The following is a 22,869-nucleotide window of genomic DNA, read 5'->3' as shown; positions in this document are numbered from 1 at the left end:
ACGGTCTCAGTTCACAGCGGACGTCGCTTCGACATGGCGCGGTAGTGTCACCCGGATACGGGTTCCGCGCTGGCTTTGAATGTCAGCCGGGCTGTCGATGGTGATTTGTCCATAATGCTCTTCAACGATGGAATAGACCAGTGCAAGGCCCAGACCGGTGCCTTCCCCAGGGTCTTTGGTGGTGAAGAACGGTTCGAACAGGCGGTCCATGATGTTCTTCGGGATGCCCGTGCCCTCGTCCTCTACGATCAGGTCGACGGTGTGTTCGCTGGCTTCGCTTTTGACCCGTACGGCGCTGCCGGCAGGGCAGGCGTCGCGGGCGTTGGACAGCAAGTTGATCAGCACTTGCGCCAGGCGCTGCGGATCACCTTCGACCCAGTGGTCGGGATCGCACAAGTTATAAAACTGCACTTCAAAATTGCGCCGGTTCAAGGCCAGTAGACCGATGGCATCCTGAGCCACCTCTGCCAGACAAACGGGCTCGTCCGTGTGCTGATGGCTGCCCGCGTGAGCGAAACTCATCAAGGACTGCACAATGCGTGAGATACGTTTGGTTTGCTCAAGGATCTGGCCGCTGATTTCGGTCAGCTCGCTGTCATCTTCGCGCTCTTCACGCAGATTCTGCGCCAGGCAGGCGATCCCGGTGACAGGGTTGCCGATTTCATGGGCAACCCCTGCCGCCAGACGGCCGATGCTTGCCAGTCGCTCCGAATGCACGAGTTTGTCTTCGAGCATTTGGGTTTCAGTGAGGTCTTCGACGAGCAGTACCAAGCCACTGTTGCCGGGCGCCAACGGTTCGTCGATGGCGGCCTTGTGCAGGTTTAGCCAGCGGGTTTGACCGTCCAGGGCCAGGTGTTGTTTGTGCAAGTGCTCATCGGGCAGCTCAATAAAACCTTGCAACAGCTGGCGCCAGGGATCACCCAGCGTATTAAGGCGCGAACCCACCACGCGCTGAGCCGGGATGCCGGTCAGCTCTTCCATGGCTTTGTTCCACATCAGGATCTCTTGGTCCTTGGCCAGCGAGCACACGCCCATCGGCAACTCTTGCAGTGTTTGGCGATGGTAACGACGTAAGGCGTCGAGTTCGGCCGCCAGACCGGTCAAGCGTGAGTGGTAGTCCTCTAGCCGACTTTCAATGAAGTGTATGTCTTCGGTGACGTAGTTTTCGCCGCCTGACTTGTAGGGCAAGAAGGTTTCGACCATATCCTGAGCGACGCTGGGCCCCATCAACCCGGAGAGGTTGGCTTCGATACGGTCGCGCAAGCGGCGCAAGGCATACGGGCGGCGTTCGTCGAAGGGTAGATAAAGGTCGCGCAACGCTTGCTCGACTTCTTTTTGCGCGGCCTTGGCTCCCAATGGCTTGGCCAGTTGGGTGGCGAACTCTTGCGGCGAGGCGGCATGCAGTTCACGTCGCTGCGGGCGGCGCACGTTATCTACCGCACAGGCTTCAGCGGCGCTGGCTTCTTCTGGGCTGGCGTTGGTGAACAACGAAATCAAGGTGAACATCAGTACGTTGGCGGCCAGTGACGCAATGGCAGCCATGTGCCAACTGGTGTCGTCCAGCACGTAGATCATGTCCAGCCACGGAATGTAGAAGCCCTGAAAGTTGCCAATCAGCGGAAGCAGCATGCTGATCATCCAGACCGCGATACCTGCGAGCAGTCCGGCGATAAAGCCGCGACGGTTGGCGGTTGGCCAGTACAAGACAGAGAGTACGCCCGGCAGAAATTGCAGGGTGGCGACAAACGCGACGATGCCAAGGTTGGCCAGGTCTTGTTCGGCGCCCAGCAACAAGTAAAAGCCATAGCCGGCCATGATGATGGCGACGATCAGGGCGCGGCGCGTCCATTTCAGCCAGCGGTAGATGTTGCCTTCAGCCGGTGGCTGATAAAGCGGCAGCACCAAGTGATTCAAGGCCATGCCCGAGAGAGCCAGCGTGGTCACAATAATCAGCCCGCTGGAAGCGGATAAGCCGCCGATATAAGCCAGCAAGGCCAGCGATTTACTGTTGGCAGCAATGCCAATGCCCAGGGTGAAATATTCGGGGTTGGTGGTCGCGCCCAGCTTTAGTCCGGCCCACAAAATGAGCGGCACTGCGAGGCTCATCAGCAGCAGGAACAACGGCAGGCCCCAGCTGGCGCTGACCAGCGCCCTGGGGTTGAGGTTTTCGGTGAAGGTCATGTGATACATGTGCGGCATCACAATGGCCGAGGCAAAAAACACCAACAGCAGAGTGCGCCACGGGCCTTCTTGCAGAGGGGTATGCAAAGAGGCCAGTGCGGTCTGATTTTGTTGCAGCCACACCTCAAGTTGTTGCGGGCCATCAAATACGCCGTATAGCGCATAGAGGCCCACCCCGCCGATGGCGAGCAGTTTGATGACGGACTCAAACGCGATGGCGAAGACCAGCCCTTCGTGTTTCTCGCGCGTCGCGATGTGCCGGGAACCGAAGAAAATAGTGAACAGCGTGATCATGGCGCAGAAGCTGAGTGCGACACGGTGTTGCACGGGTTCGCGGGTGAGGATGCTGATGGAGTCTGCCACGGCCTGGATTTGCAGGGCTAACAGCGGTAGCACGCCAATCAGCATAAAGATGGTGGTGAGCGCGCCGGCCCATGTGCTGCGAAAGCGGAAAGCAAACAAGTCGGCGAGTGAGGACAGTTGGTACGTGCGAGTGATTTTCAGAATGGGGTAAAGCAGTACAGGCGCTAGAAGAAAAGCCCCTGAAACGCCGAGGTAACTGGAGAGGAATCCGTAACCGTATTCGTAAGCCAGCCCCACCGTGCCATAAAACGCCCAGGCACTGGCATAGACACCCAGTGACAGGGTGTAGGTCAGCGGGTGACGAATAATGGCGCGCGGGATCATCCCGCGCTCGCTGATCCAGGCCACACCGAACAGCACCAGCAGGTACGCGGCGCTGACGAGCACCATCTGGGTCAGGCTAAAGCTCATCGGCATCTTTTTGGCTCTGAAGAATAAAGGTCACCACGATCAGAATCAGCCAGAGCAGGTAGGGCCGATACCAGGCACCTGTCGCATTGATCCACCAATCCATGATGGCAGGGGAAAACAGGTAGATCCCGACCACCAGCAACAGGACCAATCGATAGATATACATCCTGGCCTCACTTTTACGGGCCGCATGCCCAAAAACGTGCGGCGATGGTAACGGATGGCTGGCAACCTGCAAGAGGTGTCAGCGTAATTGCGCTTCTTGCAAGGTGAGCGCGCGCGGGATCAGCCCGGCGTCCCAGTGCGCTACGCCCCACTCAAGAACCTCACGCGGGCTTGCGTGCGCAAGGCTGTCGTCAGTGGGCTGGCCCAGCGCGCGCAGGGCACGTAACAGCAGCGGCGTGGCTTGCTCGGGCGTCAGGGGGGGCGAGCGGTAGGACTTGCCCAGTTTGTGGCCGTCGGGTTGCACGATCAGCGGCACGTGCAGGTAGCGCGGTTGTGACAATCCCAGCAGCTCTTGCAGGTAAAGCTGGCGCGGTGTTGAGTCCAGCAAGTCGGCGCCGCGCACGATATCGGTAACACCTTGGGTGCCATCATCGAGTACCACCGCTAACTGGTAGGCATACAGCCCGTCGCGGCGGCGAATGATGAAGTCGCCGACCTCGCGTCCTACATGTTGGCCATACCTGCCTTGCACGCGATCGGTGAAGGCGTAGTGCAGTTCAGGCACCCGCAAGCGGATGGCTGCGTTTTCCATCGGGTGGCCGGCGTTCCGGCAAAAGCCGGGATAGATACCGTTGTAGCCCTCGAGTTGTTTACGCGAGCAGGTGCAGGCATAGGCCAGGCCTTGGCTGAACAATTTATCCACAACCTGGGCGTAAGCCTCGTGACGTTCGCTTTGGCGTATCAACGTCCCATCCCATTCAAAGCCATAGCGCTCAAGGGCCTGCAGAATGGCGGTTTGGGCGCCGGGCATTTCACGCGGGGGATCTAGGTCTTCCATGCGCAGCAACCAGCGGCCACCCACTGAGCGGGCGTCAAGATAAGAGGCGAGGGCAGCGACCAGTGAGCCAAAGTGCAAATGGCCACTGGGGGTTGGGGCGAAGCGCCCGATGTAAGAGGGGTTTGAGCAAGGAGCGGTCATTGCATAATTCCGTAGCAACTGCCGAAGGCTGCGTCAGAGTGCGAAGCGATGGTGGACCCAGCGTGCAAGAGTGGTCTGCCGTAGCGCAGAGCCTGACGTTACGACGACAGCGTCATCGTACCCAACCTTTGGCTGTTGCCACGGTACGCGGTCATATCGCAAAAACAAAAATGGGGCGTTCGCACGCCCCATTTGGTCAAGCCAGCGGTTATTTGCCGACTTGTTTTTCCTTGATTTCAGCCAAGGTTTTGCAGTCTACGCACATGTCAGCAGTCGGGCGTGCTTCGAGTCGGCGAATACCGATCTCAACGCCACAGGACTCGCACCAGCCGTATTCTTCGTCTTCGATCAATTGCAGCGTCTTGTCGATTTTCTTGATCAGCTTGCGCTCGCGATCGCGGGCACGCAGTTCCAGGCTGAATTCTTCTTCCTGGCTAGCGCGGTCGGCCGGGTCAGGAAAGTTTGCCGCTTCGTCTTTCATATGATCAACGGTGCGGTCGACTTCCTGCATCAAGTCCTGTTTCCACTTTTGCAGAATCTTGGTGAAGTGCTTGCGCATGGGCTCGCCCATGTACTCTTCACCCTTCTTTTCAACGTAGGGTTCGAAGCCGCTAAGTTGACTATTCTGTTGCTTTGCTTGTGTGGGCATGAAATGGACCGCCTCTCATTCTTCTAATCCATTGCGCAGGATTGCAACATCACCGACACCTGCCGGCCCTGCGGCTGCAAGCGGGCGAACTTACCAGATCAAATCGGGCCGCGCTACTCCCTGTTGTCTGGCCTGTGGCCGATGATTGTGTACAACGCCTGTGGTGCTTGAGATTAATGGCTGAATATTAATTTTAGTCGAGCTGTGACCGGGGCTTGCGCCGTTTGGTTCTACTCGCGCTGGTGTTAAGACTGTATTTAGCTCTCCCTTGAGCACGGCCTTGGGTAGAATCGGGCTTTTGCTTACCCAGGAAGGCAGGCTCATGGCTCAGTCTTACAGTGCGCGAAGCCGCGCAATCGAACCGTTCCACGTGATGGCATTATTGGCCCGAGCCAATGAGTTGCAAGCGGCGGGGCACGATGTAATTCACCTGGAGATCGGTGAGCCTGACTTCACCACCGCCGAGCCCATCATTGCGGCAGGGCAAGCGGCGTTGGCGGCGGGTAAAACCCGCTACACCGCGGCCCGCGGCCTGCCAGAGCTGCGCCAAGCCATCTCGGGGTTTTATCAACAACGCTACGGGCTGGATATTGACCCGGAGCGAATTCTGATTACTCCAGGTGGATCAGGCGCACTGCTTTTAGCCAGCAGCCTACTGGTAGATCCGGGAAAGCACTGGCTACTTGCTGATCCTGGCTACCCCTGTAACAGACATTTCCTGCGTCTGGTTGAAGGCGCTGCGCAATTGGTGCCCGTCGGTCCGGAGGTGCGCTATCAACTGACCGCCGACCACGTTGAGCGTTATTGGGATCAAGACAGCGTGGGTGCCTTGGTCGCATCGCCTGCCAACCCCACTGGCACCCTGTTGAGTCGTGAAGAGTTGACGTCGTTGTCAGCTGCGGTAAAGGCGCGTAACGGGCATTTGGTGGTCGATGAGATCTATCACGGCCTGACCTACGGGTGTGACGCACCGAGTGTGCTGGAGGTTGATGACAGCGCTTTTGTACTTAACAGTTTTTCCAAGTATTTCGGTATGACCGGCTGGCGCCTGGGATGGTTGGTGGCGCCACCGCAAGCCGTGGCAGATCTCGAAAAGCTGGCACAAAACCTCTACATCAGCGCGCCAAGCATGGCGCAATACGCCGCGTTGGCCTGCTTTGAGCCGCAGACGCTGGCCATTTTGGAGGAGCGACGCGCCGAGTTCGGCCGTCGTCGTGACTTCTTGCTGCCCGCATTGCGTGAGCTAGGGTTCGGAATCGCAGTAGAGCCCGAAGGCGCGTTTTACCTGTATGCCGACATCAGCGCATTTGGGGGCGATGCCTTCGTGTTTTGCCGACATTTCCTAGAAACGGAGCACGTAGCCTTCACGCCGGGCCTTGATTTTGGCCGTTTCCAGGCGGGGCATCATGTGCGCTTTGCCTACACCCAAAGCCTGCCACGCCTACAGCAAGCGGTTGAGCGCATTGCGCGTGGCTTACAGAGCTGGAAAGCCTGATGCTTTTTTCTCCAGCGTTGGAAGAAGGGCGTTTGATCAAGCGCTACAAGCGTTTCTTGGCCGACATCGAAACTGCCGACGGTGAGTTGATGACCATCCACTGCCCGAACACCGGCTCCATGCTTAATTGCATGGTCGAGGGTGGGCAGGTCTGGTTCAGTCGCTCCAATGACCCAAAGCGCAAGCTGCCGGGCACGTGGGAAATCAGCGAGACGCCACAAGGGCGGTTGGCGTGTGTGAACACCGGGCGCGCCAATCGCTTGATTGAAGAGGCGTTACTGGCCGATCAGATTAGCGAGCTCAAGGGTTTCACCGCGCTCAAACGTGAAGTGGCATACGGGCAGGAAAACAGCCGGATTGATTTTCGCCTGGAGTACCCCGACGGTTTTGCGTTTGTTGAAGTCAAAAGTGTGACCTTGGGGTTTGAGGACTCGCGTATCGCTGCCTTTCCGGATGCGGTCACACAACGGGGTGCCAAACACTTACGTGAACTTGCGAGTTTGGCGCGTGAAGGCGTGCGAGCCGTGCAACTGTATTGCGTCAATCTTACGGGGGTCGATGCGGTGCGGCCGGCGCAAGAAATTGACCCCGGTTACGCGGCCGCATTACGCGAAGCGGTCGCTGCTGGCGTGCAAGTGCTGGCTTACGGCGTGAGCCTTACTCCTGAAACGGTTGTGGTAGACCGCCGCTTAGCAGTCATCCTCTGACGCGTCATCGCTCATCCATATGCCTTGGCTGTCTTCACGACAGTCAATGGCTGTCAGAAATTGCCCGGCGCAAGGCCCGGCAACGCATTCGCCAGACTCAATCAAAAATAAGGCCGCGTGCGTCGCGCATTTAATCAGGCTGGCACTTTCATCAAGGAACTGATCGGGCTGCCATTCCAACCTGACGTGGCGGTGTGGACAGCGATTTTTATAGGCGTAGACCTGCCCTTCGCGACGGACGACAAACAAGTCCAGCTCAGGCGTGTCGACGCTGCGGCTGCAACCCTCGCTCAATTCGTGTGAGTGACATAACAACTTCATTGCAATCCTTAATAGCACCTGATGCTAGCGTTGAGGGCACAGGTTAGAGCGAGTTAAATGGTTGACGTGCAAATGCAAACAATTATCAAATGGCCCGCTGTACTTCGATGTGTTGTTTCAACGGTGCGGGATTTTCACGTATCCCGCTGAGTTCTCTTTTCAAGGAACGCCTCTGTATGCGCTTGAGTATCCGCCTGATTACGCTCTGTGCAGGCCTTTTGATCAGTCACCTCGGCTCAGCTGCCGAACTGCCACAACGCTGGGTCAGTGCCGGTGGCGCACTCTCGGAGTGGGTGAGCACATTGGGTGCGGAGTCTAAATTGGTTGGGGTCGATACCACTAGCCAACATCCTGCATCACTTAAATCGCTGCCCAGCATCGGTTATCAACGTCAGCTCTCGGCGGAGGGTATTTTGAGCCTTAGGCCGGATGTATTGATTGGCACCGAAGAGATGGGGGAGCCTGGAACGTTGTCGCAGATTCGTGGTGCCGGGGTGTCCGTTGAGATGTTCTCGGCACAGCCTGGGCTGAGTGCTTTGCAGTCTAACCTTGCGCGTTTGGGCCGTCTGTTGGGTGACGAGCCTCACGCAATGCAGGTGTTTGAGAGCTATCAGCAACAGATGGAGCAACAACAAGCTCAAGTCAAGCAACTACAGGCCAAGTACAAGGCCCCGGGTGTTTTGCTGTTGCTGGGGCATGCAGGCGGAAAACCCATGATTGCCGGGAAGGACACCGCAGCCGACTGGCTGTTGACGCAAGCCGGAGGTCATAACCTTGCGACCCACACCGGTTACAAACCTTTTTCAGTTGAGGCATTGGCGGGGCTCAATCCCGAGGTGCTGGTGTTTGCTGACCGCAGTTTGAGTGGGGACGCCGCGCGCGCAGCGCTCTTGAAAGAAAACCCGGTTTTGGCATCGATTCGCGCGGCTAAAACCGGGCGCATTTATGAAGTTGATCCGACGCTGCTGGTGGGGGGGCTGGGGCCACGTTTGCCGGACCGTCTCAAACAGCTTACGGTTGAGTTTTACCCTGCGGCCTCGGTTGCTCCATGAGGACGCTGGTAAAGCCCCGTCCTTTGTTTATAGGGTTGGGCATGTTGTGCCTACTGGCGACCTGGCTGTCGTTGGCACTGGGGCCAGTGAGCCTGCCGCTCTTTGACACTTTGCGCGCAGCATTGCGCTTGCTCGGTATGCCGATCCAGGGCGAAGGCCTGGAGCAGGCGGAGCTGATACTTGGGCAGATCCGTGTGCCGCGTACCTTATTGGGTTTGGCGGTGGGCGGTGTGCTGGCACTCTCGGGCGTTGCCATGCAGGGCTTGTTTCGAAACCCTTTGGCCGATCCAGGTTTGGTGGGCGTGTCCAGTGGCGCCGCGCTGGGTGCGGCTATCGCCATTGTTGGCGGCTCAGCCTTTGGCGGTTTGCCTGATGTCCTCGGGCCTTATGTGTTGTCGTTAAGCGCGTTTCTCGGCGGGTTGGGCGTCACGGCGCTGGTTTACCGTCTTGGGCGGCGTAATGGCCAGACGAATGTCGCGGTTATGTTGCTTGCCGGCATCGCCTTGACTGCCTTGGCCGGTTCCGCGGTGGGGCTTTTCACCTATCTGGCGGATGACGCGACCCTTCGCACGCTGACCTTCTGGAATTTGGGCAGTTTGAATGGCGCCAGTTACGCGCGACTGTGGCCGTTACTACTGGTCACTGCGGGCATTGCGCTCTGGTTGCCTCGCCGGGCAAGTGCATTGAATGCGCTGTTGCTGGGTGAGTCAGAGGCCAACCATTTGGGCATTGATGTTGAAGGGCTCAAGCGTGAACTGGTGTTTTGTACGGCTTTGGGTGTGGGGGCTGCTGTGGCAGCGGCCGGTATGATCGGTTTTATTGGTTTGGTGGTGCCGCATCTGGTGCGGCTCCTGGCGGGTCCAGATCACCGCGTGTTATTGCCTGCGTCTGTAATGGCGGGCGCCAGCTTATTGTTGTTCGCGGACCTGATTGCACGTTTGGCGCTGGCGCCCGCCGAATTGCCGATAGGCATTGTGACGGCTTTTCTGGGTGCACCATTCTTCCTCTATTTATTACTGCGAGGCCGTCACTGATGTTGCGAACGGAGAACTTGCACATTCGTCGCAACCAGAAAATGGTGCTGTCGGATGTCACGCTTGAGGTTCGCCCTGGGGAAGTGCTCGGCGTGCTGGGGCCTAATGGCGCAGGTAAGAGCACACTGTTGGCTGCTCTGTGCGGGGAGCTGGCGCCAACGCAGGGGCAGGTATGGCTTGATCATCAGGCTTTGAATCAGTGGAAAGGCCCCCAGCGCGCTCAGCGACTGGCCGTGTTGCCGCAAACTTCGACGCTGGACTTCGCGTTTCGAGTTGAAGAGGTGGTGGGCATGGGCCGTTTGCCCCACCAGACGGGACATGTTCACGATGCCGAAATCGTGCATGAGGCTCTGAAGGCCGCTGACGTAGAACATTTGGCCGGGCGCAGTTACCTGGCGTTATCGGGCGGGGAGCGTCAGCGGGTGCATCTGGCGCGTGTGTTAGCGCAGTTGTGGCCGGGGCAGGGCGGGCAAACCTTGTTGCTGGATGAACCCACGTCAATGCTGGACCCTTTGCACCAGCACACCACACTCAAAGCCATCCGCGCCTTTGCCGACCGCGGCGCGGCGGTGTTGATCATCTTGCATGACTTGAACCTGGCAGCGCGGTATTGCGATCGTTTGCTGCTGTTGGAGGACGGCCAACCGCGTGCTTTAGGCCGTCCGCGAGGCGTGTTGCAGCCAGAATTACTCAAAGCTGTGTTTGGCTTGGATGTGTTGGTTCAGCCGCACCCTGAGCTAGGGCACCCGTTGATTATTGCGCGCTGAAATAAGGCATCGGCGTTAAGGCTGTTACTGTTCGACAGGCAAAAAAAGACCCGGCAAGAGCCGGGTCAAATAACCGTGATTAGCCTGATGAGGAGATTTTCTGAGAGTCCGAACCAAGGGCCTTCCAGAAGATCGGCTGGTCTCGCGACCAGATGGCGTAATCATAACAATTCTCATTACGCTGTCAACACCTGTTTATCGACTTTCTTCGCGCGCCCTAAAAACTCTCAGGCTTTGCGCGTGGGCGACAAAACGTCCACCTGTTTATTCAAGGCTTCTTTGCGATCCACAGGAATGTCATTCCAGTGCACATCCAGCAAAGCGCCCTCAATCGCATAGAGCAGCACTTTAGATGCTCTAAACCCACGCGCTTTGACGGCGCGATAGGCATCGACTGCGCCCAGCCGTTTCAAATCTGAAGCGCTATGAATACCTACAGCGTGTAGCCATTGCGCCGACGTCTTTCCAAGATTTCTCAAGTTCTGGAGTTCATCATTCATCAAGCCTCCTTGCGACGGCACGCGCAGTGTTTACGGGACTAAGCCAGTCTTACAGGAGTGTAGCGCTCGGTAGGAAAACCGCAGTTCTTTAGTCGGTTTTGGAACAAGTAGGCATTTTGAAATGTGTTTTTTGGTTGTTGAGGACAACCAAAGAAGGGCTGGAAGCATTTAGTTAGAGCGGCTGAATGTCAGCGACAGGCAAGTCCACGCCGACGCAAAAAGCGTAGGACTCGATGTCGTATTTTCCTACTTTGTGCGGTAGCGCAACCGCGTGCCGAAGTTGACGGACATGAGAATCTCATCGGCGGTCAGTTCAACCGGGAAGTAAGCGCCGGAAATCTGCGCGTGGGCCAGGCTGGCGCCTTCAATGCAGGTTGTGCGTAGATCGAGTCCGCGCAAATCAGCAGAGCGGAAATAACCGTCCGTGAAATCGACCTCCTGAGCATTCAGTTCGCGCAGGTCGAGCCCTCGAAAGTCTCCACCGGACATGTCGATAGGGCCTTGTGGGCGCTCTTGGTTAAATCCGCGGATATCGTCCTTGTGCAACAAGGCGTAAAGCGCAGAATCAAGCAGTCGTGGGCGGCTCATGGTTGCGTCTCCTGTTGGATTTATGACGCCATTATAGTGCCACTATTGCGAGGCCGTGAAACCCTTGCGGTTTCGCGGCCTGGTTTAGCGATTAAAGGCCGGGTAAGCGTTGACGAATATCTGCGATCAATGTGTCCAGGCTTTTACTGTTGTGGGTTTCAACGTGCTTGCTGCGTAGCGCTTCATCTGCGCCGAGTGGCTCGCGGCTTGTCTGTTGCGCGCGTACCACCTCAAGGGTGGCGTCTGAGGGGTCCTTTGCTTCGGACTGGCGATGAGCTAGCCATCCTTCGATCACTGCATCGGGTGCCGTGCAGTCGAGGATCAAGCAAGGCACGCCCGTGGACTCGGCCACGCTGGCAGCAGCGTCACGCTGATCACGCTTGAGGTAGGTGGCATCAATGACCACCGGGAAACCCGCACGCAGCACGGTTTCGGCCAATTCGTGCAGCTTTTTGTAAGTGCTGACGCTTGCGTCGGCATTGTAGATCCCTTGGCCTACAGCATTTTCCGTCTTTTGCTCACCAAACAACTGCTTGCGGATGACATCAGAGCGCAATCGAATCGCACCCAAAGACTCAACCAGACGCATGGCAACCGAGCTTTTACCCACAGCCGAAACGCCGTGTGTGATGGCGAGGAAGCGGGAAGGAATAGTGCTGTAGCTTTCTGCCAGGTTGGCGTAGTTGCGGTACTGGCGCAGCGTGGCGGCGCGTTGCACCGGGCTGGCTTCGGCCGGCATGCTGAACAGACTGACTTTGGCGCGCACCAGGGCACGATAGGCTTTATAGAAGTTGAGCAGTTCAAGGCCCTGATAGTCGCCTGTCAGCTCCAGGTATTGGCTGACAAAACGGCGCGCCAGACATTTCAGGCCACGGTCTTCGAGGTCCATTGCCAGGAAGCCGACATCGCCGTAAACATCGGTGAAGCGGAAGGGTTCGTTGAACTCAATACAGTCGAAGATCACCACGTTGCCATCAATCAGGGTGGCGTTACCCAGGTGAATATCACCGTGACATTCGCGGATGAAGCCTTGGGCTTTGCGCTGCTCCAGCAAAGGCTTGAGGCGGGTAAAGCTGGCTTCAGCCCACGCTTGAAGCGCGTCCAGTTGCTGTAGGTCTGCTTTATCTGTCAGGAAAGGCCGAATTTGATCGAAGTTTTGGCGCACTGGCTCCATCACGGCTTCAGGCGTGCCTTGATAGTGCTCAAGTGGCACGTGAGGCGCATGCGTATGGAAGTGAGCAATTTGTTGCGCCATTTCGTCGATGTGACCGGCAGTCAGTTCGCCATTGGCCTGCAATGTGCTGAGCATTTGGCTCTGCGGGAATTGGCGCATTTTCAGCGCATATTCGATGACCGGACCATCGCCAGCCAATACGGGGGCTTCAGCTGTGCCCGTAATCGGCACAACGTCCAGGTACAAACCTTCAGTCAGACGCTGGTTCAAGCGCAGCTCTTCGTTGCAAAAGAACTGACGTTTGGCAAGGTCGGTGAAATCGAGAAAGCCAAAATTAACCGGTTTTTTCAGCTTGTAGGCGTAAGGGCCGGTGAGGATCACCCAGGAAATGTGCGTTTCGATGACCTGAAACCCATCAACTTCATGTGGGTATAGGTTCGGGTTCTGTAGCGCGGCGATCAGGTTCTGGCTCACGATTGATCCTTCAAGGCTGGGAAAATTCAATGGGCCATTATGGCTGTTGACAGCGGTACTGCAAACCGCCGGGCTGCGCATGATGAACATGAATAAAGTGCGTATAATCCGCCGCCATGACTCGTACCCGATCCCCTCGTTCCCGTTCCAAACGTCCTGCTCGCGGCGGCCTTCGCCCGTGGCTGGGCTGGGCGCTTAAGCTCAGTCTGGTCGGCCTGGTTGTGCTGGCAGGTTTTGCCGTTTACCTCGACGCTATCGTTCAGGAGAAATTCTCCGGTAAGCGCTGGACTATCCCGGCCAAGGTTTACGCCCGGCCTCTAGAGCTGTTCGTCGGCCAAAAGCTGAGCAAGAACGACTTCCTGACGGAACTCGATGCTTTGGGTTACCGGCGTGAAAACGCGGTCAGTGGCCCCGGCGCGGCGTCCGTGAATGGCAATACGGTTGACCTCAATACCCGCGGTTTTCAGTTTTATGAAGGCGCTGAGAAAGCGCAGCCGGTGCGTGTGCGTTTTTCTGGCGATTATGTGGCTGAGCTATCGGCGTCCAACGGCTCCAAATTGCCAGTGGTGCGCCTTGAACCCTTATTGATTGGCGGGCTTTATCCCAAGAACCTTGAAGACCGCATTCTGATCAACATTGATCAAGTGCCGCCGTTTCTGCTGGAAACGCTGGTGACGGTTGAAGATCGTGATTTTTACCATCACTTGGGCGTTTCGCCGAAGTCGATTGCCCGTGCAATTTGGGTCAACTCATCCTCCGGGCAAATGCGCCAGGGCGGCAGTACGCTCACTCAACAGTTGGTCAAAAACTTCTACCTGACCAATGAGCGCAGCCTGAGCCGCAAGCTGACCGAAGCGATGATGGCGTTACTGCTGGAGCTGCATTACGACAAGCGCGAGATCCTTGAGGCTTATCTCAATGAGGTTTTTGTCGGCCAGGACGGTCAGCGTGCGGTGCATGGTTTTGGTCTGGCCAGTCAGTTCTTCTTCAGTCAGCCATTGGCGGAACTCAAACTGCACCAAGTGGCGCTATTGGTGGGAATGGTCAAAGGGCCATCGGCTTATAACCCGCGTCGTTATCCGGAACGTGCGCTTGAACGACGTAATTTGGTACTCGACTTGCTGGAGCAGCAGGGCGTGGCAACCGCGGAGCAGGTGGCAGCGGCCAAGAAAATGCCTTTGGGTGTGACCAAACGCGGCAGTTTGGCCGACAGTTCTTTCCCGGGTTTTCTTGATTTGGTGAAGCGTCAGTTGCGTGAAGATTATCGCGACGAAGATTTGACCGAAGAGGGGCTGCGAATTTTCACCAGCTTTGACCCGATTCTGCAAATGAAGTCCGAAGCTGCCGTGGGCGAAACCTTCAAGCGTCTGGCTGGGCGCAAAGGTGCTGATGAAGTTGAAGCGGCCATGGTGGTGACCAACCCGGAGACCGGTGAAGTCCAGGCTTTGATTGGCAGTCGTGTGCCAGGTTACGCGGGCTTCAATCGTGCGCTGGATGCGGTACGTCCGATTGGCTCATTGATTAAGCCCGCCGTGTACTTGACGGCTCTTGAGCGCCCGAGTCAGTACACACTGACCAGTTGGTTGTCAGACGAACCATTGTCGATTAAAGGTGCGGACGGGCAAGTCTGGAAACCTCAGAACTATGACCGCCGCTCCCATGGCACGGTTTTCCTTTATCAGTCGATGATGAACTCCTACAACTTGGGCACTGTGCGTCTGGGTCAGGAAGTGGGGGTGCCGAATGTGCTCAAGACCCTGGCGCGGCTGGGTGTGGAGCGCGAGTTTCCGGCGTTCCCTTCCATGTTGTTAGGGGCTGGCGCACTCAGCCCGATGGAAGTGGCGACGATGTATCAGACCTTGGCCAACGGTGGCTTTAATACGCCGATGCGCGGGATTCGTAGTGTGTTGACGGCCGAAGGCGAACCGCTCAAGCGCTATCCGTTCCAGATCCAGCAGCGCTTTGATCCGGGCTCGATCTACCTGATTCAAAACGCCATGCAGCACGTGATGCGTGAAGGCACCGGGCGCTCGGTTTATAACGTATTGCCTAAAAGCCTCGCGTTGGCGGGTAAAACGGGCACCAGTAACGATTCGCGTGACAGCTGGTTTGCAGGGTTCAGTCAGGATGTGTTGGCCGTCGTTTGGCTGGGGCGTGATGACAACGGCAAAACACCGTTCACGGGTGCAACGGGTGCTTTGCAGGTATGGACCAGCTTTATGAACAAGGCCGATCCATTGCCGCTGGACATGCCGCAGCCGGATAACATCGTGCAAGCCTGGATTGATCCACATACCGGGCAGGGGTCTGATGCCAACTGCCCTGGAGCGGTGCAGATGCCGTATATTCGCGGCAGTGAACCGCCAGCGGGAGCCAGTTGCGCAGCGCAAACGCCTGCAACCGGTGACGCTGTGATGGATTGGGTCAAGGGCTGGTTGAATTAAGCAAAGAGGGTTTGACGTGAATAAGTGGTGGTTTCCGGCTGTAACAGCCCTGGCTTTGCTCAATGGTTGCGCCAGCGTGCCGCAGGGTTCAATCCCTGTGGTCGACTCAGGTGTGCCGGTGTCGAATAACGAACGTATTTCGGCCCAGCGCACGGCCGGGAATTACCCGCAAGCAGCTGCGCCACGTGCTGCGCAGTCTCAGGCAATTGCTCAGGACTCGGGTGTGGTCGTGATGATTCCGGGCGGTGGCGCGGCAGTATCGACCCCGATCAGCACCGAACCGTTTACGCCGGGGCCGATTACGCCCGGCCCTGCAGCGGCGCCAATCAGTACCGGCAGTTACACGCCGGGGGCGGCCTACAGCGCCCCGACACCGATTACGCCAAGTGGAATCCCGTCTAACAGCGGCGGGCTGGCGGCCGATGAGCAACTGGATGGCCCGGTGCTGGCGCTGCTTACAACGGCTCAACAGCAACAAGCCACGGGCGACTTGAATGGTGCCTCATCCAGTCTTGAGCGTGCGCAACGTGTCGCACCCCGTGAGCCGCAGGTGCTCTATCGACTGGCGCAAGTTCGTATGGCGCAAGGGGACGCGGCTCAGGCCGAGCAGTTTGCACGTCGCGGTTTGACATTCGCCAATGGCCGACCCGATTTGCAAGCCAGTCTGTGGGGGTTGATTGCCCAAGCGCGTGAGAAACAAGGTGATGCCGCTGGCGCTGCATTGGCTCGTCAAAAAGCCAAGGTAAGTCTGTGATGGATGCCCGCTTTCTTGATATCGCTGAACAGTTGTTGTTGATTGAGGGTGAGTTGCGCACACAGGGCTGGTGGGACGACGTACCTCCCAGCGCCGAAGCATTGAGCAGTGTCGAGCCGTTCTCAGTGGATAAGCTGGATTTTCATCAGTGGTTGCAGTGGGTTTTTCTGGTGAAGATGAAGCAGATTCTTGAGCACGATCTACCACTGCCCAATGCGTCGGGAATTCTTGAAATGGCCGAAATGGTGTATGCCGATCGGCCGCAAGAGAGCCTTGGTCTGCGTGACGCGCTGAAAAAATTCGACCAATTGATCGTCGACGCTCGTTAATTGCCTGACGGCCCGATTTTTCGGCAGTCGTGCGCATATTTCTATCGCTTTGCGCCATTCACGCGAGTTTTATCCCTCACCAAGCCCATTTATTTCATGTTCAGATGCGCGTAGTTGGAAAAAAGCGCAATTTTTACTTGACTTGGATGGGGTGAATGAGAAGAATCGAAAGTCCGCTGTAGAGGGACTGCCAGAAGCAGGCCCTCTCAGCAGATCATGAGGCGCACACCCGCGCCGACCTGTTACACCCGCAACGCGTTACCTCGCGCTGGGTGGGAAAACTCCGCAATATTTGGAGGGCTCCCAATACTTGCTCAGTCAGTGCTGACGTAGTCGGCGACCACCGTCGCTCATGCTCTGCTGAAAAGTAAACCTATTAAGACCCGTTCGTTTTTTGCGATCGGTATTCTGGCGTTTTAGAGGTGAACAACGTGGAGCTTTTATCTGGCGGTGAGATGCTGGTCCGCTTTTTGCGCGACGAAGGTGTCAAACATATCTACGGGTACCCTGGTGGTGCTCTCCTGCACGTCTACGACGCACTGTTCAAAGAACCGGAAGTGACTCACATCCTGGTTCGTCACGAGCAAGCGGCGACCCATATGGCTGACGGTTATGCCCGTGCCACCGGTAAAGCCGGTGTGGTACTGGTGACTTCCGGGCCGGGTGCTACCAATGCCATTACCGGTATTGCTACCGCCTATATGGATTCCATTCCGATGGTGATCATTTCCGGCCAGGTGCCTAGCACGATGGTCGGCACCGATGCGTTTCAGGAAACCGACATGATCGGTATTTCCCGGCCGATCGTGAAGCACAGCTTTATGATCAAGCATGCTTCGGAGATCCCGGAGGTCATGAAAAAGGCGTTCTATCTCGCGCAGTCCGGTCGCCCTGGTCCAGTGGTTGTCGATATCCCTAAAGACATGACCAACCCGGCTGAGAAGTTCGAATACGTTTTCCCGAAAAAAGCCAAGTTGCGCTCTTATAGTCCAGCGGTTCGTGGACACTCCGGGCAAATCCGTAAGGCCGCAGAAATGTTGCTGGCGGCCAAGCGCCCGGTTCTTTACGCAGGCGGTGGCGTTATCTTGGGCGGCGGTTCTGCACCGTTGACTGAGTTGGCGAAAATGCTCAACGTGCCCGTGACCAATACGTTGATGGGATTGGGCGCTTACCCTGGCACTGATCGTCAGTTCATTGGCATGTTGGGAATGCATGGCAGCTTTACGGCCAACATGACCATGCATAACGCAGATGTCATTTTGGCAGTGGGTGCGCGCTTCGATGATCGTGTCATCAACGGCCCTTCCAAGTTTTGCCCGAATGCCAAGATCATCCATGTCGATATCGACCCGGCATCCATCTCCAAAACCATCAAGGCGGATGTGCCGATCGTTGGCCCGGTTGAGAGTGTCATGACCGAAATGGTCGCGATTCTCAAGGAAATTGGCGAAAAGCCTAATGCCGAAGCGGTTGCTGCCTGGTGGAAGCAGATTGACGAGTGGCGTGGTGATCGCGGTCTGTTCCCGTATGAAAAGGGCGACGGCAGCAAGATCAAGCCTCAAGCCGTTATCGAAATGCTTTGTGAAGTGACCAAGGGCGATGCATATGTCACCTCTGATGTCGGGCAGCACCAGATGTTTGCCGCCCAATACTATCGCTTCAACAAGCCGAATCGCTGGATCAATTCCGGTGGTCTGGGAACGATGGGTTTTGGTTTCCCGGCAGCGATGGGTGTGAAGCTGAATTTTCCTGATGCCGATGTCGCGTGTGTGACAGGCGAAGGGAGCATTCAGATGAATATCCAGGAGTTGTCTACTTGTTTGCAGTACGACTTGCCCGTAAAGATCATCAGCCTGAATAACGGCGTGTTGGGGATGGTTCGCCAGTGGCAGGATATGAACTACGGCAGTCGTCATTCGCATTCCTACATGGAGTCGTTGCCTGATTTCGTCAAGCTGGCCGAAGCGTATGGTCATGTGGGAATTCGCATCACCGACCTGAAAGACCTGAAGCCGAAGATGGAAGAAGCCTTCGCCATGAAAGATCGCTTGGTGTTCCTGGATATTCAGGTGGATACCAGTGAGCACGTGTACCCGATGCAGATCAAAGATGGGTCCATGCGAGACATGTGGCTGAGCAAGACGGAGCGTACTTAATCATGCGGCACATTATTTCTTTGCTTCTTGAGAACGAACCGGGTGCTTTGTCTCGTGTTGTAGGGCTTTTTTCGCAACGTAACTACAACATTGAAAGCCTGACCGTGGCGCCGACTGAAGACCCGACCTTGTCGCGTCTGACGCTCACCACGGTGGGGCACGATGAAGTCATCGAGCAGATCACTAAAAACCTGAACAAGCTGATTGAAGTGGTCAAGTTGGTCGACCTGTCCGAGAGCGCTCACATTGAACGTGAGCTGATGTTGGTCAAAATCAAGGCCACGGGTGCTCAGCGTGCGGAGATCAAGCGGACGACGGACATATTTCGTGGCCAGATAGTTGATGTCAGCGCCAGTGTTTATACCGTTCAATTGACCGGTACAAGTGACAAGCTCGACAGTTTCATCCAGTCGATTGGAACCGCTTCGATCCTGGAAACAGTTCGCAGTGGCGTCACCGGGATAGCCCGTGGCGACAAAGTACTCAGCCTCTAAAACAAATAAGTGCTAATGGCCTGAATGGCCTGGATATAAGGGAAAATCATGAAAGTTTATTACGACAAAGACTGCGACCTTTCGATCATCCAGGGCAAAAAAGTAGCCATCATTGGTTACGGCTCCCAGGGTCACGCTCAAGCCTGCAACTTGAAAGATTCCGGCGTTGACGTGACTGTAGGTCTGCGTAAAGGTTCGGCCACTGTCGCTAAAGCTGAGGCTCACGGCCTGAAAGTGACTGACGTTGCAAGCGCTGTTGCTGCTGCTGACGTGGTCATGATTCTTACCCCGGACGAGTTCCAGTCGTCGCTGTACAAGAACGAAATCGAGCCGAACATCAAAAAAGGCGCCACACTGGCCTTCTCTCACGGTTTTGCGATCCATTACAACCAGGTTGTGCCGCGTGCTGACCTCGACGTAATCATGATTGCGCCGAAAGCTCCGGGCCACACCGTGCGTTCCGAGTTCGTGAAAGGCGGTGGTATTCCTGACCTGATCGCGATCTACCAGGACGCTTCGGGCAACGCCAAAAACGTTGCTCTGTCTTACGCGTCGGGCGTGGGCGGCGGCCGCACCGGTATCATCGAAACCACCTTCAAGGACGAAACTGAAACTGACTTGTTCGGTGAGCAGGCCGTTCTCTGCGGCGGTACCGTTGAGTTGGTCAAAGCAGGCTTTGAAACACTGGTTGAAGCCGGTTACGCGCCAGAAATGGCTTACTTCGAGTGCTTGCACGAATTGAAGTTGATCGTTGACCTCATGTACGAAGGCGGTATCGCCAACATGAACTACTCGATCTCCAACAACGCAGAGTACGGCGAGTACGTGACGGGGCCGGAGGTGATCAACGCTGAATCCCGCCAGGCAATGCGTAATGCGCTCAAGCGCATTCAGGATGGCGAGTACGCGAAGATGTTCATCAGTGAGGGTGCTACAGGCTACCCATCGATGACTGCCAAACGTCGTAACAACGCAGCTCACGGCATCGAAATCATCGGCGAGCAATTGCGCTCGATGATGCCTTGGATCGGTGCGAACAAAATCGTCGACAAAGCTAAAAACTAAGTTTTTGACGTAAAGAAAGACGCGGCCTCGGCCGCGTTTTTTCGTTTAAGGGGTGGCTTCTGGTATAAAGCATGATTGTTTGCGAACCCGCGATGGTCGCAAGCCTCTATCGAAACTTTCCATATCGTTGCAAGGTAATGTCCATGAGCGAACGTCCCGAAGAGCCAAAACAGGCCTCTGACGCCGATAGCCTGCTGCCTATCGATGAGCATGTCGAAGAAGGACATGACGCCGAAGGCCGTAAAGTCCGGCATCGTGGTATCTATCTGCTACCAAATCTTTTCACGACGGCAAACCTGTTTGCAGGTTTCTATTCCATCATCAACTCGATGAGTGCTCAAAGCGCCATGAGTGCAGGTGATGCGGCGAGTGCCAGCAAATACTTTGCCTTTGCCGCTATTGCGATCTTTGTCGCCATGGTGCTGGACGGGCTTGATGGCCGTGTAGCGCGCATGACCAATACCGAAAGTGCTTTCGGCGCTGAATACGACTCGCTGTCTGACATGGTTGCGTTTGGCGTGGCCCCTGCATTGCTCGCCTTTGGCTGGGCCTTGGGTGACATGGGGAAAGTCGGCTGGATGGTCGCCTTCATCTATGTAGCAGGTGCAGCACTGCGTTTGGCGCGTTTCAACACTCAGGTCGGAACCGCCGACAAGCGTTACTTTATTGGCCTGGCAAGCCCGGCTGCCGCAGGTGTGGTGGCCGGGATCGTATGGGCCTTCAGCGATTACGGCATTCAGGGCTCGAAAATGTCGTTCCTGGTTGCTTTGCTTGTCGCTGCTGCGGGCATGCTGATGGTCAGCAATATCAAGTACAACAGCTTTAAAGAGTTGGACCTGAAAGGTCGTGTACCGTTTGTAGCCATTCTGGCTGTAGTCCTGGTGTTCGCTGTGGTGTTCAGTGATCCGCCGCGTATTTTGCTGTTGGTATTCCTCGCTTATGCAGCGTCGGGTCCCGTTCAATATTTATTGCGTCTGCGCCGTAACAAAAACGCCGAGTGATGTAATTTCTCCCATACTCCGTAGTCTATTGGTGCATCAGTCCTCCAATGCTACGGAGTTGTCATGCTAATCAAGCTCCCAAAAGCGTCCGACAGTAAAGAGTCGGATATCACGCCTGAATCCTTCTATTTATCCCGTCGTTCATTGCTTGGCAGCTCGCTTGCCGGGTTGGCTGTGTCTGCGCTTCCATGCTGGGCAAAGGCTGAAGAGGCTGCTCGTTATGCTGATGTAGAGCCGGGTAAACCACCCGCTTGGTTCACCGAAAAATTGCCCCAGACCCAATGGCAGGCCGTTAACGTAAAGGGTGAAGCAATCACGCCTTTTAAAGATGCCACTCACTACAACAACTTTTACGAGTTTGGCACTGACAAAAGCGACCCGGCGCAAAACGCAGGTGCTTTGAAGACTCAGCCGTGGACTGTGGTTATAGACGGCGAGGTGGGTAAGCCGGGGCGCTATGCGCTGGAAGACTTTATGAAGCCTTACCAGTTGGAGGAGCGGATATATCGCCTGCGTTGCGTTGAGGCGTGGTCGATGGTGATTCCTTGGATGGGCTTCCCTTTATCGGCGTTGCTCAAGCAGGTGGAGCCTACGTCAAAAGCTAAATACATCCGTTTTGAAACATTGCAGGACCCTAAGGTCATGCCGGGGCAGCGTTCAGGTTTCGCATTGATTGACTGGCCCTATGTCGAGGGCTTGCGACTTGATGAGGCAATGAACCCATTGGCTATTTTGGCGGTGGGGATGTATGGACGGGAGTTGCCTAATCAGAACGGTGCCCCGTTACGGCTTGTGGTGCCTTGGAAATATGGCTTCAAAAGCGTGAAGTCCATTGTGCGAATCAGCCTGGTGGAGGATCAGCCCAAGACGACCTGGCAAAGCATTGCGGCAGATGAATACGGGTTCTATGCAAATGTGAACCCGCAAGTCGACCACCCGCGCTGGACTCAAGCGCGTGAGCGGCGTCTGCCTAGCAGTCTGTTTAGCCCGAATGTGCGCGAGACGCAGATGTTCAATGGGTATGGCGATGAGGTTGCCTCTTTATACAGTGGCCTTGATCTACGGAAGAACTATTAATGCGATTCGCGTATTGGCGTTCTGCTGTGTTTATAGCAGCAGCTATTTGGCCACTGTTATGGCTGTATGAGGCTTGGAGTCAGGCCTTGGGGCCTGATCCCGGAAAAGTATTAGTTGATCGGCAGGGGTTGGGGACGCTGATTTTATTGTTGATCACGCTGTGCATGACGCCTCTGCATAAAGTGACTGGGTGGGCGGGGTGGATTGTCGTACGGCGTCAGATCGGTTTGTGGTGCTTTGCTTACGTTGTTCTGCATCTGCTTGCGTATCTGGCGTTTGTGCTGGGGTTCGACTGGTCGCAGTTGGGTGTTGAGTTGCGCAAGCGCCCTTACATTATTGTGGGCAGTCTTGGTTTCTTGGGGTTGTTGGTGCTGGCTGTGACGTCGAACCGATACAGTCAGCGACGCTTGGGCGCCCGGTGGAAAAAGCTGCATCGCCTTGTCTACGGCGTTTTGGGGCTTGGATTACTGCATATGCTGTGGATAGTGAGGGCGGATCTCAAGGAGTGGTCTATCTATGCGGCCATTGGCGTTGTGTTGATTGTGCTGCGCGTGCCTGTTGTGGTGCGGCGTATTGCGCGTCTATATAAGAAGAAATCGATGCCCGCTAATTAAGTCAAAATTAACCCTTGACTCAGATTTAAAACACCCTATAATTCGCCCCACTTCCGGCGTAGTCGAAACGGAAAA

General features: G+C 56.1%; 22 protein-coding genes. 14 read left to right on the top strand and 8 right to left on the bottom strand.

Features of this window, described 5'->3' with window-relative positions; genetic code table 11:
* Window positions 1-6 precede the first annotated feature (6 nt).
* The 4 genes from AP059_RS07085 to dksA all read right to left on the bottom strand — a co-directional run bounded on the left by AP059_RS07085 (window position 7) and on the right by dksA (window position 4,748).
* Complete coding sequence (locus tag AP059_RS07085) at window positions 7-2,961, bottom strand: sensor histidine kinase (RefSeq protein WP_165599919.1); 2,955 nt, start codon at window positions 2,959-2,961, stop codon at window positions 7-9.
* Complete coding sequence (locus tag AP059_RS22260) at window positions 2,945-3,121, bottom strand: hypothetical protein (protein WP_047277492.1); 177 nt, start codon at window positions 3,119-3,121, stop codon at window positions 2,945-2,947. The genes AP059_RS07085 and AP059_RS22260 overlap by 17 nt, the downstream gene beginning before the upstream one ends.
* Before the next feature lie 78 nt (window positions 3,122-3,199).
* Window positions 3,200-4,099, bottom strand: a complete 900-nt coding sequence (gluQRS, locus tag AP059_RS07075; protein ID WP_059762542.1) for a tRNA glutamyl-Q(34) synthetase GluQRS — start codon at window positions 4,097-4,099, stop codon at window positions 3,200-3,202.
* Window positions 4,100-4,307: 208 nt separating this feature from the next.
* Window positions 4,308-4,748, bottom strand: a complete 441-nt coding sequence (dksA, locus tag AP059_RS07070) for an RNA polymerase-binding protein DksA (protein ID WP_003439669.1) — start codon at window positions 4,746-4,748, stop codon at window positions 4,308-4,310.
* 322 nt (window positions 4,749-5,070) lie between these two features.
* On the opposite strand from dksA, the gene AP059_RS07065 reads away from it, so the two are divergent.
* On the top strand, window positions 5,071-6,243 hold the full coding sequence (locus AP059_RS07065) for a pyridoxal phosphate-dependent aminotransferase (RefSeq protein WP_059762540.1): 1,173 nt from the start codon (window positions 5,071-5,073) through the stop codon (window positions 6,241-6,243).
* A complete protein-coding gene (gene sfsA, locus AP059_RS07060) occupies window positions 6,243-6,950 on the top strand; it encodes a DNA/RNA nuclease SfsA (RefSeq protein ID WP_059762538.1) in 708 nt (235 codons plus the stop codon). Before AP059_RS07065 ends, sfsA begins: the two co-directional genes overlap by 1 nt.
* On the opposite strand, the gene AP059_RS07055 is transcribed toward sfsA, so the two are convergent.
* Window positions 6,933-7,271 carry a Rieske (2Fe-2S) protein gene (locus AP059_RS07055; protein WP_059762536.1) on the bottom strand — a complete coding sequence of 113 codons (339 nt, stop codon included), beginning with the start codon at window positions 7,269-7,271 and terminating at the stop codon, window positions 6,933-6,935. The two genes, sfsA and AP059_RS07055, sit on opposite strands and share 18 nt — an antisense overlap.
* Before the next feature lie 176 nt (window positions 7,272-7,447).
* Here AP059_RS07055 and AP059_RS07050 point away from each other — a divergent pair, with 176 nt between their 5' ends.
* Genes AP059_RS07050 through AP059_RS07040 form a run of 3 tightly spaced genes read left to right on the top strand, consistent with a single transcriptional unit; the run spans window position 7,448 to window position 10,124 of the window.
* Window positions 7,448-8,323 (top strand): heme/hemin ABC transporter substrate-binding protein, encoded by an 876-nt coding sequence (locus AP059_RS07050; RefSeq protein WP_059762534.1) that lies wholly within the window; start codon window positions 7,448-7,450, stop codon window positions 8,321-8,323.
* Window positions 8,320-9,357 carry a FecCD family ABC transporter permease gene (locus AP059_RS07045; protein ID WP_059762532.1) on the top strand — a complete coding sequence of 346 codons (1,038 nt, stop codon included), beginning with the start codon at window positions 8,320-8,322 and terminating at the stop codon, window positions 9,355-9,357. Before AP059_RS07050 ends, AP059_RS07045 begins: the two co-directional genes overlap by 4 nt.
* A gap of 44 nt (window positions 9,358-9,401) precedes the next feature.
* Window positions 9,402-10,124: a heme ABC transporter ATP-binding protein gene (locus AP059_RS07040; protein ID WP_441295891.1), complete on the top strand. Its 723-nt coding sequence runs from the start codon at window positions 9,402-9,404 to the stop codon at window positions 10,122-10,124.
* Window positions 10,125-10,351: 227 nt separating this feature from the next.
* Here AP059_RS07040 and AP059_RS07035 read toward each other — a convergent pair whose 3' ends face one another.
* The 3 genes from AP059_RS07035 to AP059_RS07025 all read right to left on the bottom strand — a co-directional run bounded on the left by AP059_RS07035 (window position 10,352) and on the right by AP059_RS07025 (window position 12,860).
* The gene (locus AP059_RS07035) at window positions 10,352-10,624 is read right to left on the bottom strand and encodes a TfoX/Sxy family protein (protein WP_048366031.1); all 273 of its coding nucleotides are present in this window, start codon (window positions 10,622-10,624) and stop codon (window positions 10,352-10,354) included.
* Between the two features lie 246 nt (window positions 10,625-10,870).
* Entirely contained in the window at window positions 10,871-11,212 is a 342-nt protein-coding gene (locus AP059_RS07030; protein WP_059762528.1) for a pentapeptide repeat-containing protein, read from the bottom strand.
* A 91-nt stretch (window positions 11,213-11,303) separates the two neighbouring features.
* Window positions 11,304-12,860 (bottom strand): bifunctional aminoglycoside phosphotransferase/ATP-binding protein, encoded by a 1,557-nt coding sequence (locus tag AP059_RS07025; protein ID WP_059762670.1) that lies wholly within the window; start codon window positions 12,858-12,860, stop codon window positions 11,304-11,306.
* Window positions 12,861-12,976: 116 nt separating this feature from the next.
* Here AP059_RS07025 and mrcB point away from each other — a divergent pair, with 116 nt between their 5' ends.
* The 9 genes from mrcB (at window position 12,977) to msrQ (ending at window position 22,794) form a co-directional block, all read left to right on the top strand.
* Window positions 12,977-15,304: a penicillin-binding protein 1B gene (gene mrcB / locus AP059_RS07020; RefSeq protein WP_048402566.1), complete on the top strand. Its 2,328-nt coding sequence runs from the start codon at window positions 12,977-12,979 to the stop codon at window positions 15,302-15,304.
* A 16-nt stretch (window positions 15,305-15,320) separates the two neighbouring features.
* A complete protein-coding gene (locus AP059_RS07015) occupies window positions 15,321-16,058 on the top strand; it encodes a tetratricopeptide repeat protein (protein WP_059762526.1) in 738 nt (245 codons plus the stop codon).
* The gene (locus tag AP059_RS07010; protein ID WP_059762524.1) at window positions 16,058-16,387 is read left to right on the top strand and encodes a YqcC family protein; all 330 of its coding nucleotides are present in this window, start codon (window positions 16,058-16,060) and stop codon (window positions 16,385-16,387) included. Before AP059_RS07015 ends, AP059_RS07010 begins: the two co-directional genes overlap by 1 nt.
* Window positions 16,388-16,818: 431 nt before the next feature.
* Window positions 16,819-18,543 (top strand): acetolactate synthase 3 large subunit, encoded by a 1,725-nt coding sequence (locus tag AP059_RS07005; RefSeq protein ID WP_048366045.1) that lies wholly within the window; start codon window positions 16,819-16,821, stop codon window positions 18,541-18,543.
* Window positions 18,544-18,545: 2 nt separating this feature from the next.
* Window positions 18,546-19,037 carry an acetolactate synthase small subunit gene (gene ilvN, locus AP059_RS07000; protein ID WP_048366036.1) on the top strand — a complete coding sequence of 164 codons (492 nt, stop codon included), beginning with the start codon at window positions 18,546-18,548 and terminating at the stop codon, window positions 19,035-19,037.
* A 48-nt stretch (window positions 19,038-19,085) separates the two neighbouring features.
* A complete protein-coding gene (gene ilvC, locus AP059_RS06995; RefSeq protein WP_048366037.1) occupies window positions 19,086-20,102 on the top strand; it encodes a ketol-acid reductoisomerase in 1,017 nt (338 codons plus the stop codon).
* A gap of 143 nt (window positions 20,103-20,245) precedes the next feature.
* Entirely contained in the window at window positions 20,246-21,103 is an 858-nt protein-coding gene (pssA, locus tag AP059_RS06990; RefSeq protein ID WP_048366038.1) for a CDP-diacylglycerol--serine O-phosphatidyltransferase, read from the top strand.
* 63 nt (window positions 21,104-21,166) lie between these two features.
* Window positions 21,167-22,180 (top strand): protein-methionine-sulfoxide reductase catalytic subunit MsrP, encoded by a 1,014-nt coding sequence (msrP, locus tag AP059_RS06985; protein ID WP_059762522.1) that lies wholly within the window; start codon window positions 21,167-21,169, stop codon window positions 22,178-22,180.
* The gene (gene msrQ / locus AP059_RS06980) at window positions 22,180-22,794 is read left to right on the top strand and encodes a protein-methionine-sulfoxide reductase heme-binding subunit MsrQ (RefSeq protein ID WP_059762520.1); all 615 of its coding nucleotides are present in this window, start codon (window positions 22,180-22,182) and stop codon (window positions 22,792-22,794) included. Before msrP ends, msrQ begins: the two co-directional genes overlap by 1 nt.
* Window positions 22,795-22,869: the final 75 nt, after the last annotated feature.

The organism is Pseudomonas sp. TAA207, from assembly GCF_001529285.1.
GTDB classification, from domain to species: Bacteria; Pseudomonadota; Gammaproteobacteria; order Pseudomonadales; family Pseudomonadaceae; genus Aquipseudomonas; species Aquipseudomonas weihenstephanensis.
The sequence above is the reverse complement of the archived record's forward strand: the minus strand, read 5'-3'. Positions and strand labels throughout refer to the sequence as shown.

Bases quoted from the DNA above. Each gene is read 5' to 3' on its own strand.
- ilvN (WP_048366036.1), top strand. From the start codon at position 18,546: ATGCGGCACATTATTTCTTTGCTTCTTGAGAACGAACCGGGTGCTTTG.
- msrQ (WP_059762520.1), top strand. From the start codon at position 22,180: ATGCGATTCGCGTATTGGCGTTCTGCTGTGTTTATAGCAGCAGCTATT.
- AP059_RS07085 (WP_165599919.1), bottom strand. From the start codon at position 2,961: ATGCCGATGAGCTTTAGCCTGACCCAGATGGTGCTCGTCAGCGCCGCG.
- AP059_RS07030 (WP_059762528.1), bottom strand. From the start codon at position 11,212: ATGAGCCGCCCACGACTGCTTGATTCTGCGCTTTACGCCTTGTTGCAC.
- pssA (WP_048366038.1), top strand. From the start codon at position 20,246: ATGAGCGAACGTCCCGAAGAGCCAAAACAGGCCTCTGACGCCGATAGC.
- AP059_RS07035 (WP_048366031.1), bottom strand. From the start codon at position 10,624: ATGAATGATGAACTCCAGAACTTGAGAAATCTTGGAAAGACGTCGGCG.
- dksA (WP_003439669.1), bottom strand. From the start codon at position 4,748: ATGCCCACACAAGCAAAGCAACAGAATAGTCAACTTAGCGGCTTCGAA.
- AP059_RS07050 (WP_059762534.1), top strand. From the start codon at position 7,448: ATGCGCTTGAGTATCCGCCTGATTACGCTCTGTGCAGGCCTTTTGATC.
- gluQRS (WP_059762542.1), bottom strand. From the start codon at position 4,099: ATGACCGCTCCTTGCTCAAACCCCTCTTACATCGGGCGCTTCGCCCCA.
- AP059_RS07010 (WP_059762524.1), top strand. From the start codon at position 16,058: ATGGATGCCCGCTTTCTTGATATCGCTGAACAGTTGTTGTTGATTGAG.
- msrP (WP_059762522.1), top strand. From the start codon at position 21,167: ATGCTAATCAAGCTCCCAAAAGCGTCCGACAGTAAAGAGTCGGATATC.
- AP059_RS07045 (WP_059762532.1), top strand. From the start codon at position 8,320: ATGAGGACGCTGGTAAAGCCCCGTCCTTTGTTTATAGGGTTGGGCATG.
- mrcB (WP_048402566.1), top strand. From the start codon at position 12,977: ATGACTCGTACCCGATCCCCTCGTTCCCGTTCCAAACGTCCTGCTCGC.
- ilvC (WP_048366037.1), top strand. From the start codon at position 19,086: ATGAAAGTTTATTACGACAAAGACTGCGACCTTTCGATCATCCAGGGC.
- sfsA (WP_059762538.1), top strand. From the start codon at position 6,243: ATGCTTTTTTCTCCAGCGTTGGAAGAAGGGCGTTTGATCAAGCGCTAC.
- AP059_RS07065 (WP_059762540.1), top strand. From the start codon at position 5,071: ATGGCTCAGTCTTACAGTGCGCGAAGCCGCGCAATCGAACCGTTCCAC.
- AP059_RS07055 (WP_059762536.1), bottom strand. From the start codon at position 7,271: ATGAAGTTGTTATGTCACTCACACGAATTGAGCGAGGGTTGCAGCCGC.
- AP059_RS22260 (WP_047277492.1), bottom strand. From the start codon at position 3,121: ATGTATATCTATCGATTGGTCCTGTTGCTGGTGGTCGGGATCTACCTG.